This window comes from Streptomyces sp. NA02950, assembly GCF_013364155.1.
In the GTDB taxonomy this organism is placed as follows: Bacteria; Actinomycetota; Actinomycetes; order Streptomycetales; family Streptomycetaceae; genus Streptomyces.
This window is the reverse complement of record NZ_CP054916.1, coordinates 3,596,419-3,611,676: the sequence shown is the minus strand read 5'-3', so window position 1 is coordinate 3,611,676 and position 15,258 is coordinate 3,596,419. Positions and strand designations below refer to the sequence as shown.

General features: G+C 70.9%; 13 protein-coding genes and 1 tRNA gene. 8 read left to right on the top strand and 6 right to left on the bottom strand.

What is annotated here, in order from left to right:
* Nucleotides 1-44: 44 nt before the first annotated feature.
* The 3 genes from HUT19_RS15350 to HUT19_RS15340 all read right to left on the bottom strand — a co-directional run bounded on the left by HUT19_RS15350 (nucleotide 45) and on the right by HUT19_RS15340 (nucleotide 3,070).
* Nucleotides 45-893 (bottom strand): S-methyl-5'-thioadenosine phosphorylase, encoded by an 849-nt coding sequence (locus HUT19_RS15350; RefSeq protein WP_176181037.1) that lies wholly within the window; start codon nucleotides 891-893, stop codon nucleotides 45-47.
* A gap of 138 nt (nucleotides 894-1,031) precedes the next feature.
* Nucleotides 1,032-1,412: an FmdB family zinc ribbon protein gene (locus HUT19_RS15345; RefSeq protein ID WP_176181036.1), complete on the bottom strand. Its 381-nt coding sequence runs from the start codon at nucleotides 1,410-1,412 to the stop codon at nucleotides 1,032-1,034.
* 134 nt (nucleotides 1,413-1,546) lie between these two features.
* Complete coding sequence (locus tag HUT19_RS15340) at nucleotides 1,547-3,070, bottom strand: potassium/proton antiporter (RefSeq protein ID WP_176186905.1); 1,524 nt, start codon at nucleotides 3,068-3,070, stop codon at nucleotides 1,547-1,549.
* Between the two features lie 220 nt (nucleotides 3,071-3,290).
* Between HUT19_RS15340 and HUT19_RS15335 the strand changes: the two genes are divergently transcribed.
* Nucleotides 3,291-6,056, top strand: a complete 2,766-nt coding sequence (locus HUT19_RS15335; protein ID WP_176181035.1) for a penicillin acylase family protein — start codon at nucleotides 3,291-3,293, stop codon at nucleotides 6,054-6,056.
* Nucleotides 6,057-6,153: 97 nt separating this feature from the next.
* On the opposite strand, the gene HUT19_RS15330 is transcribed toward HUT19_RS15335, so the two are convergent.
* The gene (locus HUT19_RS15330) at nucleotides 6,154-6,756 is read right to left on the bottom strand and encodes a 5-formyltetrahydrofolate cyclo-ligase (RefSeq protein ID WP_176181034.1); all 603 of its coding nucleotides are present in this window, start codon (nucleotides 6,754-6,756) and stop codon (nucleotides 6,154-6,156) included.
* A gap of 82 nt (nucleotides 6,757-6,838) precedes the next feature.
* On the opposite strand from HUT19_RS15330, the gene galU reads away from it, so the two are divergent.
* The 7 genes from galU to HUT19_RS15295 all read left to right on the top strand — a co-directional run bounded on the left by galU (nucleotide 6,839) and on the right by HUT19_RS15295 (nucleotide 12,225).
* Entirely contained in the window at nucleotides 6,839-7,741 is a 903-nt protein-coding gene (gene galU / locus HUT19_RS15325) for a UTP--glucose-1-phosphate uridylyltransferase GalU (RefSeq protein ID WP_176181033.1), read from the top strand.
* A gap of 4 nt (nucleotides 7,742-7,745) precedes the next feature.
* The gene (gene glp, locus HUT19_RS15320; protein WP_176181032.1) at nucleotides 7,746-9,065 is read left to right on the top strand and encodes a gephyrin-like molybdotransferase Glp; all 1,320 of its coding nucleotides are present in this window, start codon (nucleotides 7,746-7,748) and stop codon (nucleotides 9,063-9,065) included.
* Between the two features lie 63 nt (nucleotides 9,066-9,128).
* The gene (moaC, locus tag HUT19_RS15315) at nucleotides 9,129-9,611 is read left to right on the top strand and encodes a cyclic pyranopterin monophosphate synthase MoaC (RefSeq protein WP_176181031.1); all 483 of its coding nucleotides are present in this window, start codon (nucleotides 9,129-9,131) and stop codon (nucleotides 9,609-9,611) included.
* Nucleotides 9,608-10,141, top strand: a complete 534-nt coding sequence (locus HUT19_RS15310) for a molybdenum cofactor biosynthesis protein B (protein WP_176181030.1) — start codon at nucleotides 9,608-9,610, stop codon at nucleotides 10,139-10,141. The genes moaC and HUT19_RS15310 overlap by 4 nt, the downstream gene beginning before the upstream one ends.
* The gene (locus HUT19_RS15305; RefSeq protein ID WP_176186903.1) at nucleotides 10,138-10,761 is read left to right on the top strand and encodes a GNAT family N-acetyltransferase; all 624 of its coding nucleotides are present in this window, start codon (nucleotides 10,138-10,140) and stop codon (nucleotides 10,759-10,761) included. Before HUT19_RS15310 ends, HUT19_RS15305 begins: the two co-directional genes overlap by 4 nt.
* Nucleotides 10,762-10,870: 109 nt before the next feature.
* Nucleotides 10,871-12,076, top strand: a complete 1,206-nt coding sequence (glpR, locus tag HUT19_RS15300; protein ID WP_176181029.1) for a gephyrin-like molybdotransferase receptor GlpR — start codon at nucleotides 10,871-10,873, stop codon at nucleotides 12,074-12,076.
* A gap of 75 nt (nucleotides 12,077-12,151) precedes the next feature.
* Nucleotides 12,152-12,225 (top strand) — tRNA-Ala (locus HUT19_RS15295).
* 242 nt (nucleotides 12,226-12,467) lie between these two features.
* Here HUT19_RS15295 and HUT19_RS15290 read toward each other — a convergent pair.
* Together HUT19_RS15290 and HUT19_RS15285 are read right to left on the bottom strand one after the other, a co-directional pair.
* Nucleotides 12,468-14,198 (bottom strand): hypothetical protein, encoded by a 1,731-nt coding sequence (locus tag HUT19_RS15290; protein WP_176181028.1) that lies wholly within the window; start codon nucleotides 14,196-14,198, stop codon nucleotides 12,468-12,470.
* Between the two features lie 71 nt (nucleotides 14,199-14,269).
* Nucleotides 14,270-15,196, bottom strand: coding sequence for a hypothetical protein (locus HUT19_RS15285; protein WP_254885584.1), 927 nt, complete (start codon nucleotides 15,194-15,196; stop codon nucleotides 14,270-14,272).
* Nucleotides 15,197-15,258 lie beyond the last annotated feature (62 nt).

Here is a 15,258-nt window from a genome sequence, read left to right as displayed (position 1 = left end):
CCAGGCGCCAACCACGCCTCCTCCAGGCGCGTTCCCGCACCGCCCTACGGCAGCTCGATCCCCAGGTCCCAGCCGTCGTGCGCGCGGGTGCACAGGCAGTCCCGCTCGGAGCTCTCCGGCAGCCTGACCACCGCGTCGAAGAGCACCTCGCGCAGCCGCCCGATGTTCTCCCCGAACACCTTCAGCACCTCGGTGTGGGTGACCCCCTCGCCCGTCTCCACCCCCGCGTCCAGATCGGTCACCAGCGACAACGACGTGTAGCAGAGCCCAAGTTCACGGGCGAGCACGGCTTCCGGATGGCCGGTCATACCCACCACCGACCAGCCCTGGGCGGCATGCCAGCGCGATTCCGCCCGGGTGGAGAAGCGCGGCCCCTCGACCACACACATCGTCCCGCCGTCCACCGGCTCCCACGCGCGGCCGCGCGCCGCCTCGACGGCCGCCTTCCGCCCCACCGGGCAGTACGGGTCGGCGAAGGTCGTGTGCACCACGTTCGGGATCCGGCCGTCCGGCAGCGGCTCACCGTCGAAGTAGGTCTGGACGCGTCCCTTCGTACGGTCCACGAGCTGGTCCGGCACCAGCAGCGTCCCCGGCCCGTACTCCGGCCGCAGCCCGCCCACCGCGCACGGCCCGAGTATCTGCCGCACACCGAGCGAGCGCAGAGCCCACAGGTTGGCGCGGTAGTTGATCCGGTGCGGCGGCAGATGGTGCTTGCGGCCGTGGCGGGGGAGGAAGGCGACCCGCCGTCCCGCGACGTCGCCGAGGAAGAGCGTGTCGCTCGGTGCCCCATAGGGAGTCTCAACGGTGATCTCGGTCACATCGTCGAGGAACGAGTAGAACCCGGATCCCCCGATGACCCCTATGTCTGCTTGCCTGCTGCTGGTCTCGGCCATGTGATCACCCTAGCCAGCGGTGCCCGCCGGTTCGACACCCGCCGTAGGACGCACACATCGCCGTACGACGCCCAACCGCCGTACGACGCGCGCCACCCCGCCGTCTCCAGGAAGACGGCGGGGTGGCGCGGCGGAAGATCAGGCGGCCGACGTGGCGCTGCTCGCCGAGGAGCGCGACGTGGACGACGACGAGCTGGACGACGACGAGCTGGACGCCGACGAGGACGAAGAACCCGACCCGGACGACGAGTCCGAGGACGAGGACGAGGAAGCGGACGACGAGCTGCCGCTGTCGCTCTTCGCCGCGGGCTTGGCCGAAGCACCGCTCGAGCCGCTGGCGGAGGAGCGGCTGTCGTTCCGGTAGAAGCCGGAGCCCTTGAAGACGATGCCGACCGCCGAGAACACCTTCTTCAGGCGTCCCTGGCAGCTGGGGCACTCGGTGAGCGCGTCGTCGGTGAACTTCTGCACCGCCTCGAGGCCCTCGCCGCACGCGGTGCACTGGTACTGGTAGGTCGGCACGTACTTCCTCCTGGCACTCTCACTCAATGAGTGCTAACGACGCTCCATAGTGCAGTATTCCGGCCCGTCAGTCCACTGGATCGAGCCACACGGTGATCGATCCCACGCTGCGCCGCCGCCCCCGGTGCCCCCGCTCAGCCGCCACCCGTCCCCAGCCAGCCCGCCAGCTTGCCGCCGCGCCCCACCGCCCGCAGCCGCTTCTCCGCCGCGTCGCGCACCGGGTCCGTGGCCACCACCAGCAGTTCGTCGCCGCGCCGCAGCACCGTGGAGGGCAACGGCACAAAGCTGGCCTTGTCCCGGACGACCAGGGTGACCGCGGCCCCGGGCGGCAGCCGCAGCTCGCCGATCTCGACCCCGTGCATCTTGGAGTCCTGGGGGATGGAGACCGACAGCAGATGGCCGCGCAGCCGCTCCAGTGGCGCCGACTCGATCCCGAGGTCCGACGCCTCCTCCGGCTCGCCGAGCCGCAGCCGGGTGGCCAGCCAGGGCAGCGTCGGCCCCTGGACCAGCGTGTAGACGATCACCAGCACAAAGACGATGTTGAAGATCCGCCAGCTGTCGGGCACCTCACCGACCATCGGGATGGTCGCCAGCACAATGGGCACCGCGCCGCGCAGCCCGGCCCAGGACAGCAGCGCCTTCTCCCGCCACGGCACCCGGAACGGCGCCGTGCTGACCAGGACCGACACCGGCCGGGCGATCACCGTCAGCACCAGCCCCACGACCACCGCGGGCCAGATGTCATCGGTTAGGTCGTGCGGTGTCACCAGCAGACCGAGCAGTACGAACATGCCGATCTGGGCGAGCCAGCCGAGCCCCTCGGCGAAGCCGCGCGTCGCCGGCCAGTGCGGCAGCCGGGCGTTCCCCAGGACCAGCGAGGCGAGATAGACGGCGAGGAAGCCGGAGCCGTGCGCCAGCGCGCCGCCCGCGTAGGCGGTCACGGCGATGGCCACCACCGCGATCGGGTAGAGGCCGGAGGCGGGCAGCGCCACGTGCCGCAGACCGTAGGCGCCGAGCCAGCCGATCGCGAGCCCGATTGCCGCGCCGATCGCCAGTTCCAGGGCGATCTCGCCCATCAGGAAGTACCAGGGGTCGATGGGCCCCTGGGTGGAGAAGGCGACCACCAGGATCACCACCGGGGCGTCGTTGAAGCCGGACTCGGCCTCCAGGGCGCCCGTGAGCTTCTTGGGCAGCGGCACCTTGCGCAGCACCGAGAAGACCGCCGCCGCGTCCGTGGAGGACACCACCGCGCCGATGATCAGCGCCTGCCGCCAGTCCAGTCCCACCACATAGTGCGCCGCCGCCGCGGTGACCCCCACGCTCACCGCGACGCCGGCGGTGGACAGTGCCGCCGCCATCGGCAGGGCGGGTTTGATCTCCCGCCACTTCGTGCTGAGACCGCCCTCGGCCAGGATCACGACCAGGGCGGCATAGCCCAGGATCTGCGTCAGCTCGGCGTCGTCGAACTTGACCCCGATGCCGTCCTGGCCGATGGCCACGCCGAGCCCGAGGTAGATCAGCAGGGTGGGCAGCCCGCTGCGGGAGGAGAGCCTGACGGCCGCCACCGCGACGAGGAGGACGAGCGAGCAGACCAGCAGCAGTTCATTGAGGTGGTGGACAGTCAGGGGCCGAACCTTTCTCGCAGGAGCGGCGGGGATCGCGTGAGCGGCACCCGGCCGACCGGAACTTCGTTGCCTTGCCTAACATTTTACGGGTTCTTGACGCGCGCCTCCGGTCAGGGTGGTGGGCCGGGCTGTAATGACCCGGCCCGGTGGCCGGTGCCGGGCGTCAGTCATGACTCCGCGTAGGGGCGGAGACAGCGCTGCGCCTATGGTTGCTCCAGCACTCCAGGATCACCCTGCCCCTCGAAGGACAGCGATGCCCGCCAACAAAACCGGCTCTTCTCCCAAAAAGAAGAAGAGCCGACGTCTCCGCCTGATCGTGATCGCAGTCGTGCTGCTGCTCGTCGGAGGCGTCGGCTACGGCACGTACTGGAGTATCAGTACCGTGCGTGCCTCCTTCCCGGAGACCACGGGATCGCTTCAGCTGAAGGGGCTCTCGGGGCCCGTCCAGGTCAAGCGTGACGGCTACGGGATACCGCAGCTCTACGGCGGCACTCCCGAGGACCTGTTCCGCGCCCAGGGGTTCGTCCAGGCCCAGGACCGCTTCTGGGAGATGGACGTCCGCCGGCATATGACGTCCGGCCGGCTTTCGGAGATGTTCGGATCCGGCCAGGTGGAGACCGACGCGTTCCTGCGCACCCTGGGCTGGCACCGGGTGGCCAAGCAGGAGTACGACACCAAGCTGTCGCCCGCCACCAAGAAGTATCTGCGGGCCTACTCCGACGGGGTCAACGCCTACCTCAAGGACCACTCGGGCAAGGAACTGTCCGTCGAGTACGCGGCCCTGGACTTCAAGAACGAGGGCTACAAGCCGGAGAAGTGGACCCCGGTCGACTCTGTCGCCTGGCTCAAGGCGATGGCCTGGGACCTGCGCGGCAACATGCAGGACGAGGTGGACCGCGCCCTGGCGTCCAGCAGGCTGGACGCGGACCAGATAGAGGACCTCTACCCGTCGTACCCGTACGGCCGGAACAAGCCGATCGTCCAGGACGGCGCGCTCGACGAGGCCACCGAGGAGTTCGACCCCAAGGCGACCACCACGGGCGGCACCAGCGGTACGGGGGGCACCGGTACGGCTCCCGGCGCCGGCAGCACCGCCCAGGGCCTCCAGACCGGGCTGTCCTCGCTCTCCAGGACCCTGGACAAGATCCCGGCGCTGCTCGGCCCGAACGGCACCGGTATCGGCTCCAACTCCTGGGTCATCGACGGCAGGTACACGACCAGCGGCAAGCCGCTGCTGGCCAACGACCCGCACCTCGCCCCGCAGCTGCCGTCCGTCTGGTACCAGATGGGCCTGCACTGCAAGCAGGTCAGCAGCTCCTGCCCGTACGACACGGCGGGCTTCACCTTCGCGGGCATGCCGGGCGTCGTCATAGGTCACAACCAGAACATCAGCTGGGGCATGACCAACCTGGGCGCCGACGTCAGTGACCTCTATCTGGAGAAGGTCACCTCGCACAGCTACCTCTACGACGGCAAGCAGCAACCCTTCACCACCCGTGAGGAGACCATCAAGGTCGCGGGCGGCAAGAGCCGCACCATCACCGTCCGCACCACCAACAACGGACCGATCGTCTCCGACCGCGACGAGGAGCTGGCCGACGTCGGGAAGGCCGCCCCGGTCGGCCGTGGCGCCGACGATGTGGCCCCCGACCGCGGCGACGGCTACGCGGTGGCGCTGAAGTGGACCGCGCTGTCCCCGTCCAACTCCATGGACGCCGTCTTCGGGCTCAACACCGCCCGGAACTTCACCGACTTCCGCAAGGCCGCCCGCGACTTCGACGTCCCCTCGCAGAACCTGATCTACGCCGACACCAAGGGCAACATCGGCTACCAGGCGCCCGGCAAGATCCCGGTGCGCGCCAAGGGTGACGGCCGCTACCCGGCGCCCGGCTGGGACTCGCGCTACAAGTGGCGCAAGTACATTCCGCAGTCGGCACTGCCCTGGGAGCTCAACCCCAAGCGCGGCTACATCGTCACCGCCAACCAGGCCGTCATCGACAAGAAGAAGTACCCGTACCTGCTGACGGACGACTGGGGTTACGGCGCGCGCAGCCAGCGCATCAGCGATCTGATCCAGTCCAAGATCAAGGACGGCGGCAAGGTCTCCACCGAGGACATGCAGTCCATGCAGATGGACGACAGCAGTGAGATCGCCAAGCTGCTGACGCCCTATCTGCTGAAGATCGACATCAAGGACAACTACGTCCGAGAGGCCCAGAAGCTGCTGGAGAGCTGGGACTACACCCAGGACTCCGACTCGGCGGCCGCCGCGTACTTCAACGCCGTCTGGCGCAACACCCTCACGCTCGCCTTCGGCAACAAGCTCCCCAAGGAGCTGCGGGTCAAGGGACAGTGCCTGCGGGTGCGCCCGGCCGACGACTCCGGCCCGCTCGAGGACCTGGACGGCAACACCCGGCTGGTGCGCGAATGCGGCCTGCGCGATCCGGACATGGCCCAGCCCGACGGCGGCGACCGCTGGTACGAGGTGGTGCGCAAGCTCCTCAAGGAGCCGCGCAACGACTGGTGGAAGTCGCCGGGCTCCCGTCTCGACCCCGGTTCGCACAACCGTGACGAGCTGCTGAAGATCGCCATGAAGGACGCGCGCTCGGAGCTCACCGCCAAGCTGGGCAAGGACATCAACAGCTGGAGCTGGGGCCGGCTGCACCGGCTGACGCTGAAGAACCAGACCCTGGGCACCGAGGGCCCCGGTGTGGTGCAGTGGCTGCTCAACCGCGGCCCGTGGAACCTCGGCGGCGGCGAGGCCGCGGTCAACGCCACCGGCTGGAACGCGGCGGGCGGCTACGGCGTCACCTGGGTCCCGTCGATGCGGATGGTCGTCAACCTGGACGACCTCGACAAGTCGCGCTGGATCAATCTCACCGGTGCCTCCGGCCACGCCTACCACGCCCACTACACGGATCAGACCGACATGTGGGCCAAGGGGGAGCTGCTGCCCTGGGCGTTCAGCGAGAGCGCTGTGGACAAGGAGACCGACGACGAGCTGGCGCTGACCCCCTGAGGCCCCGGTGGCCGCCCCCACGGCGCCCGCGCCGTCGTCGCGGCCCCCGGCCCCGCCGATCCTCCCGGCCCCGCTGAGAGACGCCTTCGGGCGCCACTCAGCGGGGCCGCCGCGTGAAGCGGTGGACCTCCGAGGGTGTCACCGCCGCGTGCACCGGGCGGTCGTGGGCCTCCTCGGGGACCTCCTCCAGCAGCTCGCCGTCGTGGAGCAGCACCACCAGCGCCGGATCGGCCCCGGCCCGCGCCAGCCGCTCCAGCACCCGGTCGTACGAGCCGCCGCCGCGGCCCAGCCGCATCCCGCGCCGGTCCACCGCGAGCCCCGGGAGCAGGACGGCGTCCGCCCCGGTCACCGCCTCCGGCCCGAGCCGCGGCCCGACCGGTTCCAGCAGCCCGCGCCGGGCGGGCGCCAGCCGCTCCGGCCCCTCGTCCTCGCCCCAGTCGAGGTCGTTGTCCGCCAGCAGGACCGGGAGCAGCACCCGTACGCCCCGGGCGCGCAGCGCCTCGCGCAGGGCGTGCGTCCCCGGTTCGCTGCCCAGGGACACATAGGCGGCCACCGTGCCCGCGTCCGCCAGCTCCGGAAGCTCCAGCGCGCGACACGCCAGGGCGGTCGCGGCCGCTTCGATGTCATCCGCAGTCAACCTGGATCTCACCGCCAGGAGGCGCCGACGCAACACGCGCTTACTACCGTCGCTCGTGATCACTGAGTGCACAAACTCCCCGTCTCATGTCATATTCACTGAATCCTCATCATCCGCCCCAAAGGCACCGGATAGGGTTCTGTACATGACTCAATCGCGTACTCGGATCAGCAAGGCTGTCATCCCCGCCGCGGGACTGGGCACCCGCTTTCTTCCGGCCACCAAGGCCACGCCCAAGGAGATGCTGCCGGTCGTGGACAAGCCGGCGATCCAGTACGTCGTCGAGGAAGCCGTCACCGCGGGACTCTCCGACGTCCTCATGATCACCGGGCGTAACAAGCGGCCGCTGGAGGACCACTTCGACCGCAACTACGAGCTCGAGGAGACCCTGACCCGCAAGGGGGACGACACCCGTCTCGCCCGCGTCCAGGAGTCCAGCGATCTCGCGACCATGCACTACGTGCGCCAAGGCGACCCCAGGGGTCTTGGCCACGCCGTGCTGTGTGCCGCCCCGCACGTCGGTGACCAGCCCTTTGCCGTCCTCCTCGGCGACGACCTCATCGATGCCCGTGACCCGCTGCTGTCCCACATGGTGCAGGTGCAGGAGCAGCACCGCGGCAGCGTCATCGCCCTGATGGAGGTGGATCCCGCGCAGATCCACCTCTACGGCTGCGCCGCCGTCAAACCGACGGTCGACGAGTCCGTCGTCCAGGTCACCGGTCTGGTCGAGAAGCCGGACCCGGCCGACGCGCCCAGCAACTACGCGGTCATCGGCCGCTACGTCCTGGACCCGGCCGTTTTCGACGTGCTCCGCAGGACCGAACCGGGGCGCGGTGGCGAGATCCAGCTCACCGACGCCCTCCAGGCACTGGCCTCCGATCCCGACCTCGGCGGCCCGGTCCACGGGGTGATCTTCAAGGGCCGGAGGTACGACACAGGAGACCGTGGCGACTATCTGCGTGCCATTGTCAGACTCGCGTGCGAACGTGAAGACCTGGGCCCGGACTTCCGGGACTGGCTCCGCAGTTACGTCACCGAGGAGATGTAGCACCTTGAGCAGCACCGCAGCACGGGCCACCGACCAGGGCCCGGACCAGGACCGTGTCTGGACGGTGTCCGAGCACCTCGACGACATCCTCGGCCACATCCACCCGCTGGAGCCCATCGAGCTGCAACTGCTCGATGCCCAGGGCTGTGTCCTGGTCGAGGACGTCACCGTCCCCGTCGCCCTCCCGCCCTTCGACAACAGCGCCATGGACGGCTATGCCGTGCGGACCGCTGATGTCGCGGCCGCCACGAGGGATCACCCTGCGGTGCTCACCGTCGTCGGCGACATCGCGGCGGGCAGCGGTGAGCTGCCCGCCGTGGGCCCCGGTGAGGCGGCCCGGATCATGACCGGCGCGCCGGTGCCGCCCGGCGGACAGGCCGTGGTCCCCGTGGAGTGGACCGACGGCGGCCTGGACAACGGGCCGGTCACCACCATGCCGGCGCGCGGTGACGGCCCGGACGGCGGCAGCGGCAGGGTGCGGATCTACCGCCCGGCCAAGGAAGGCCAGCATGTGCGCACCCGGGGCAGTGACGCGGGCGCGGGCGAGCTGGCGCTGCACGCCGGCACCGTCCTGGGGCCCCCGCAGATCGGGCTGCTGGCCGCCGTCGGCCGCGCCACCGTCAAGGTCCGCCCGCGGCCCCGGGTCGTGGTGCTGTCCACCGGCAGCGAGCTGGTCCAGCCCGGCGAGGAGGTGGGTCCCGGCCGGATCCACGACTCCAACAGCTACCAGCTCACCGCCGCCGCCCGGGACGCCGGAGCCATCGCCTACCGGGTCGGTGCGGTCGCCGACGACCCGGCCACCCTGCGCTCCGCCGTCGAGGACCAGCTGGTGCGCGCCGACATCGTGGTCACCAGCGGCGGCGTCAGCGTCGGCGCGTACGACGTGGTGAAGGAGGCGATGCACGAGGTCCGGTTCCGCAAGCTGGCGATGCAGCCCGGCAAGCCCCAGGGCTTCGGCCGCGTCGGCCCCGACGCCACCCCGCTGCTCGCCCTCCCCGGAAACCCGGTGAGTTCGTACGTCTCCTTCGAGCTGTTCGTACGCCCGGTCATCCGCACCATGCTGGGCGGCGGTGAGATCCACCGGCCCGTCGTGCGGGCGGTGTGCCCCGGAGGCGTCGCGTCCTCCCCGGAGGGCAGGCGCCAGTTCCTGCGCGGCTGGTACGAACCGTCGGCGGGGGTGGAGCCGGGTACCGTCACCCCTGTGGGCGGTGCGTCATCCCACCTGATCAAGGCCATGGCCCAGGCCAATGCGCTGATCGTGCTCTCCGAGGAGACCACCGAGGTGGCCCCCGGCTCGGAAGTGGACGTGGTCCGGCTCACCTAGGACGCCGCCACGGCGGGTACGGTGTCGTCCCACAGGAGCCGCGCGGCCCGGACCGGGAGAACGATGAGCAGCGCCCAGGACCATCTCACCCACCTCGACCAAGCGGGCGCCGCGCGCATGGTCGACGTCTCGGCCAAGGAGGTCACCGCGCGCACCGCCCGCGCCAGCGGCCGTGTGCTCGTGGCGCCGCGCGTGGTCGAACTGCTGCGCGGCGAGGGCGTTCCCAAGGGCGACGCCCTCGCGACCGCCCGGATCGCGGGCATCATGGGCGCCAAGCGCACCCCCGATCTCATCCCGCTGTGCCATCCGCTCGCCGTCTCGGGGGTGACGGTCGATCTCACCGTCGCCGACGACGCGGTCGAGATCACCGCCACGGTGAAGACCACCGACCGTACGGGTGTGGAGATGGAGGCCCTGACCGCCGTCTCCGTGGCCGCCCTGACGGTGATCGACATGGTCAAGGCCGTCGACAAGGGCGCCGTTGTCACCGACATCCGGGTGGAGGAGAAGACGGGCGGGAAGTCCGGCGACTGGAGCCGGACATGACCGGCTCACCGGTGCCGCGCCACCGCGCCCTGGTCGTCACCGCCTCCAACCGCGCCGCCGCCGGGGTCTACGCCGACAAGGGCGGGCCGCTGATCGCCGAGGGCCTGGCCGAGCTGGGGTTCGCGGTCGACGGCCCCCGGGTGGTGCCCGACGGCGAGCCGGTGGAGGCGGCGCTGCGGGAGGCGGTGGCCGCCGCGTACGACGTGGTCGTCACCACCGGCGGTACCGGACTCACCCCCACCGACCGCACCCCCGAGGCCACCCGCGCCGTCCTCGACCGCGAGATCCCGGGGATCGCGGAAGCCATCCGCGCCGAGGGGCTCGCCAAGGTGCCCACCGCGGCGCTCTCCCGCGGGATCGCCGGGATCGCCGGGACGACCCTGGTCGTCAACCTCCCCGGCTCCACCGGAGGAGTACGCGACGGGCTCGCGGTCCTCGGCCGCGTCCTGCTGCACGCGGTCGACCAGATCCACGGCGGCGACCACCCCGGACCCGCCGGCTCCGCCGGGCCCGCCGGGAGCGCGCGCTGAACGCCCCCTGGCCGGTCGTACTGGCGGACGGCGATACGGTCCTCCGACCGATAAAGCTGCGCGACCAGCGCGCCTGGCGCGAGGTCAACCAGCGCAACCGGGAGTGGCTGCGCCCCTGGGAGGCCACCATTCCGCCGCCTCCGCCGGGCGGCCCCGTCACCCACCGGCCCACCTACCGGCAGATGGTCCGCCATCTGCGCGCCGAGGCGCACGCCGGGCGGATGCTGCCGTTCGTCATCGAGTACCGGGGGCGGCTGGCCGGGCAGTTGACGGTCGCCGGGATCACCTGGGGCTCGATGTGCTCGGGCCATGTCGGCTACTGGGTCGACGAGGCGGTGGCCGGGCGCGGGGTGATGCCGACCGCCGTGGCGCTCGCGGTCGACCACTGCTTCCGCACCATCGGACTGCACCGGATCGAGATCTGCATCCGCCCGGAGAACGTGCCCAGCCGACGGGTGGTGGAGAAACTCGGATTCCGCGAGGAGGGGCTGCGGCCCCGCTATCTCCACATCGACGGGGCATGGCGCGACCATCTGGTCTTCGCGCTCACCGTCGAGGAACTCTCCGAAGGACTGCTGGCGCGCTGGCACCGGATTCGACCAGGGGCGTCACAGAAATAAAAAACCTGTTCGAATTAAGCTCGTACATTTCCAGACCGGTCATCCCATCAATCACAAAAAACTTTTGAGATATCAGCCAGATCGTGCGACACACCGCGCCAATTGGCGGATGGCCTCGCGCGGACCCCTCTACCGTGTGACCGTGAGCAGCAGTGGCCTCATCTACGCAGTCATCGTCGGGGCCTGGGCCGCCTATTTGGTGCCGATGTGGCTTCGGAGGCAGGACGAGCTGAATGAGGCCCGTCCGACGGAACGCTTCAGCACCGCCATCCGGCTGCTGTCCGGACGGGCGGGCATGGAGCGTCGTTACGCCAAGGAGCTGGAGGAGGAGCGCCGGAGGAGCCCGGAGGACCCGGCGGAGCGCACCGCCGAGGACGCGGACGCCCCCAAGGCCGGGGGCGGCGCGGCCGAGCCGGAGCACTTCACGGTCGACCCGGACGCGCTGACCGACGCGATCGACGTCCGGGCCTTCGCCGACCCCGTGACCGTGCGCGCACCCGTCCCCACGGCCGTCGCGGCACCGTCCGCCGAGGGCACCGCCTCCGCCGGCGCGAAGCCCGGCCGTGGTAGCTCCGCCCTGGACCGTGGACGGCGCGCGAGAGTGCTCGCGCGCCGCCGCCGCACCACCGTGATCCTCTTTGTCGCCTTCACCCTCGGTGCGGTCGTGGCGGCGATCGGCGGACTTGCATTCCTGTGGGCACCGGGTATCCCGGCCATACTGCTCAGCGCGTACATCGCCTATCTCCGCAGCCAGGAGCGCCGCCGCTTCACCTTCACCATGGACCAGCGGCGCGCGGAGCAGGCCGCGCAGCGCCTGCGCGAGCGCCGCCCGCGCCCCCACTCCTCCGACGCCACGACGTCCGACGGCGGCCCCGCCGAGCCGCCCGCCCCCGCCGAGGCCGAGCCCGCCGCCGCACCGCCGGCCTCCGCCCACGCGGCGGGGCGCCGGGCGCTGGTCGAGCAGACCGACCACGCCGAGTGGGTGGACCAGGAGCGCGAGCGGGAGCGCGGCCCGGCCGCCGGAGACGGCTGGGAGCCGGTCCCGGTGCCGCTGCCGACCTACGTCACCGCGCCGGTCGCCCCGCGCGCCACCGGCAGTGTCGACCTGGCCGCACCCGACGCCTGGAGCTCCGCGCGCTCCAGCACCGTCGAGCCCACCCAGGACCCCGCCCAGGACGCCGCCCCGGCCCCGACCGCGGAACCCGCCCCCGGCCGACGCCCGGCCGCCGCCTCCCGCCGCCCCCGCGAAAGCGGCCGCACGCCGCTGTTCGACCAGTACGCCGACGAGGACCGGCCCCGTGCTGCCAACGAGTGATGCGCACTCCACTGACCAGCGCGGAACGGATTTCCGAGCAGCCCGCGCGGGATGCTAGAGTTTCACTCGTTGCAAGGGCCTGTGGCGCAGACTGGTAGCGCACCTCGTTCGCATCGAGGGGGTCAGGGGTTCAAATCCCCTCAGGTCCACCGCAGGGCCGTTCTTGAGTTAGCTCAGGTTCGGTTGACGAGATCCCGCCGATCTTCATGATCGGTCGGGGTCTTTGTCGTTTCCGGGGTCTGTTCGAGGCTGTTCGGGGTGGTGGATGGCGGCGAACTGCGTCTGGAGGTGCGCTGGTCTGCTGTCGTGCGGTTGCGTGAGCATGACGGCCAGCCCCGGGGCTCCGGGGCTGGCCGTCGTCATGAGGTTGTGTGGCTGTTCCGCGGGTTGGTCATCCGGCGGGTGGAGGTGGCCGCCCTGTTGTCTCAGGCGGATCGGTGTCCGGTCCGGTCGCTGGTGGGGCCGCTGCGTAGTCGGTGTCCGTGAGTTCGGTGCCGGTGCGCTGGTAGAGCCAGGTCTCCAGGATGTCGAGGTTGCCGATGGTGACCATGATGGCGACCAGGAGGGTCTGGGCGACCTGGCCTGGCGCGGGGCGGTGTTTCGGGTTCCCGATGTCCATCTCGCCGCTCTTGAGACGGCCGTGGATTCCTTCGTTGTGCGAGCGGATCGGTTTGTAGGTCGCGGTCCAGGTGCCCGTCAGGTAGTGGCTGTCCTGCCGGAACTTCGCGATCTTCCGGTCACCGTGGGCGTCGGCGGGGACGTTGATAGCGGACTTGCCGCAGACGTCTGGCAGTTCTTCGGCGGGGGGACGGGTGAGCCATTCGTCGCCGGGCAGCTGGACGGTGGGCCGTGCGGCGGGGTGCGCGGCGCGTTTGCGGGTGTCGGCGAGGTTGATCACCGCGGGTGGCGGTCCGGAGCCACGCGGTTTGCCGGGGCGGAGCCGGTCACGGCGGGGGCAGTTCACCGACGGCGACGGACCGGCCGCTGGGCAGTGCAGGCGTATGGTGCCTCGGGCGTCGGGTCCTTGTTTGGTCTTGAGGAAGTACGGTTCCCGCTCGGCGATCGCCGCTTGCAGTTCCTCGGACGGCAGGCGCACGGCGTCATCGTCCGCGCCCTGGGTCGCCTGGGCGAGTGCGGTGGGCGTGTGGGGGCAGGCCAGGGAGCCGTCGATCAGCAAGGCGCCCTTCCAACTGCCCTGTTGTCCGCGGTCCTCCACTTTGTAGTCCAGGGCGAGGCGGTAGCCGAGGAGGCGTACGGGGATCTGGAAGTTCTCCGGCGCGCACCCGGTGTAGGCGCGGTCGGCCGCGCAGGTGCCGGCCGGCAGTCCCAGTTCGCCGAGCTGTGTGAGCGCGGTGAGGGCGTTGGGGCCGGTGCGGACGGTGGGGGTGTCCAGGATCAGGCCGACACACAGTTGCGGGTAGGCCGTCGGTTTTCCGGCCTGTTCCTTGGGGTGGCGGGAGTGTGCGGCGACCACGAAGCTGGCGCTGTAGCCGAAGGTGGGCTCGTCGGAGCCTGCGCTGTAGTGCCAGCCCGCGGTGATCTCGACCGAGGCGGTGCCGGCGCGTTCACTGCGAGGGCGGGCAAGGACCGGGATCGCGGTTGCGTCGACGCCGATATCGCCTCGCCAGCCCCGCAGGTATCCGCGTTGGCGGGCGAGGCGGACCGGGGTGAGGACCAGTTGGTTGGCCAGCCGCTGCAGGCGCTCGGCGGTCTTCCTCCCGGAGGGGACGTCCCATCCGTCCGCGTAGGCTTCGGCGTCGGCCAGGGACAGGCGGGCCCGGCGGTCGCATCGTGCAGGGTCCAGCACGGTGGTGATGCGGTCCCAGCCTCGGTAGAGGCGTCGGCTGGCCGCGATGCCCTCCCGCGCCGTAGCGGGTGGCTTGTCGGGGATGCCCAGCCAGGTGCGGGCCCTGGACTCAAGGCGGAAGTGGAGGATCCGCCAGGCCTCGGCGATCGTGGCCCGGCCGGTGTAGTAGGCGGACAGCAACAGCCCGGCCAGCACGGTGCGCGGCCGCACCCCCGCGGGCCCGGGCCGCCCGTGCAGCAGGTCTTCCATCTGTTGGGGCAGCCCGGAACGGTCCAGCAGTGTCAGCAGCTGTCCGACTTTGGAGTTGGGGATCATGGTCAGCTTCCCGGGACGGAACCGGGGCCGCAGAGCGCGCGCGGTCGTCTCGTCCTGGGCAGGCCGGGCCATCACCAGCCGTGCCCGCGCAACAGCCGGATGACTTCCTCCTGCGGCAGCGGTGGAACCCAGCGGTGGTAGGGGGCAAGCCCGGCGGGGGAGGCCATGCCCGCAGCGGATGCGATCACGGCTGGGCTGATGCCTTCGGCCAGCAACCGCACGATCCAGGTCGACCGCAGCCGGCGGGCCGACAGCGGTGGGAGACCGGCGTGGGGCCGGTGACGGAGGGGCCAGGAGGAGAGGAGGTTCTTCGCCGCTGTCACTTTCCGGCCGGGCCGGAACACAAAATCCGTCCCTGCTGTCTCGGCCATCTCGGCGAGGGCCGCTTCCCACCCGGCCCGGCAGGCGACCAGACGCCCCAGCATGTCCTGGTCCAGCACCGCGACCCCACTGGAAGTGATGCGGATGTGGCTGCCGCGGACGCGGACGATTTCGCCGGGGGCCAGGCCGCATCCGGTGCCCAGCGCCATCAATGCGAGCCCGTCCAACCGCGCTCGGCCCGGCAGGTGAGCTGCCCAGTCGCGCAGCCGCGACACCTCCCCGGATTCGTAGGGTGGTTGCGGGTTACGCGGCGAGGACAGCCGTGCGGGCGGGGCTTCGCCGCGCTGTACCCAGACCAGAGCCTCGCGTACCCGCCGCAACCAGGACCGGTAGGTCTGCACCGTCGATCCGTCCATGCCCGGGCAGCCTGCCAGCACGAACGCGTCGATCGTCTCCGTCCGCATCCACACGTCAGGATCCGGCGGAAACCCGCAGCCGTCCGCCCACACCGCCAGCCGACCCACCACATGCAGCAGATGTCCCGCCTCGTAGCAGGTGGCCGGGGCGGCAGCCGATACCGTCGCCCTCACCAGGTCGGCGACCGGCGCCCACCGACGTTGCGGCAGCCGGGGGCGGTACTGGCGGATCTTGCGGGAGACCTCAGGACTCAGCGTCACAGACCAACGAAACCGGCTGGACAAGCAGCCGGTGAAGGGGTCGAAGCCGATCTTCACGGAAA

Coding starts and splice junctions, on each gene's coding strand:
- glpR (WP_176181029.1), top strand. CDS start 10,871: ATGGCCTCGCGCGGACCCCTCTACCGTGTGACCGTGAGCAGCAGTGGC.
- HUT19_RS15350 (WP_176181037.1), bottom strand. CDS start 893: ATGGCCGAGACCAGCAGCAGGCAAGCAGACATAGGGGTCATCGGGGGA.
- HUT19_RS15335 (WP_176181035.1), top strand. CDS start 3,291: ATGCCCGCCAACAAAACCGGCTCTTCTCCCAAAAAGAAGAAGAGCCGA.
- HUT19_RS15290 (WP_176181028.1), bottom strand. CDS start 14,198: ATGATCCCCAACTCCAAAGTCGGACAGCTGCTGACACTGCTGGACCGT.
- HUT19_RS15310 (WP_176181030.1), top strand. CDS start 9,608: ATGACCGGCTCACCGGTGCCGCGCCACCGCGCCCTGGTCGTCACCGCC.
- galU (WP_176181033.1), top strand. CDS start 6,839: ATGACTCAATCGCGTACTCGGATCAGCAAGGCTGTCATCCCCGCCGCG.
- moaC (WP_176181031.1), top strand. CDS start 9,129: ATGAGCAGCGCCCAGGACCATCTCACCCACCTCGACCAAGCGGGCGCC.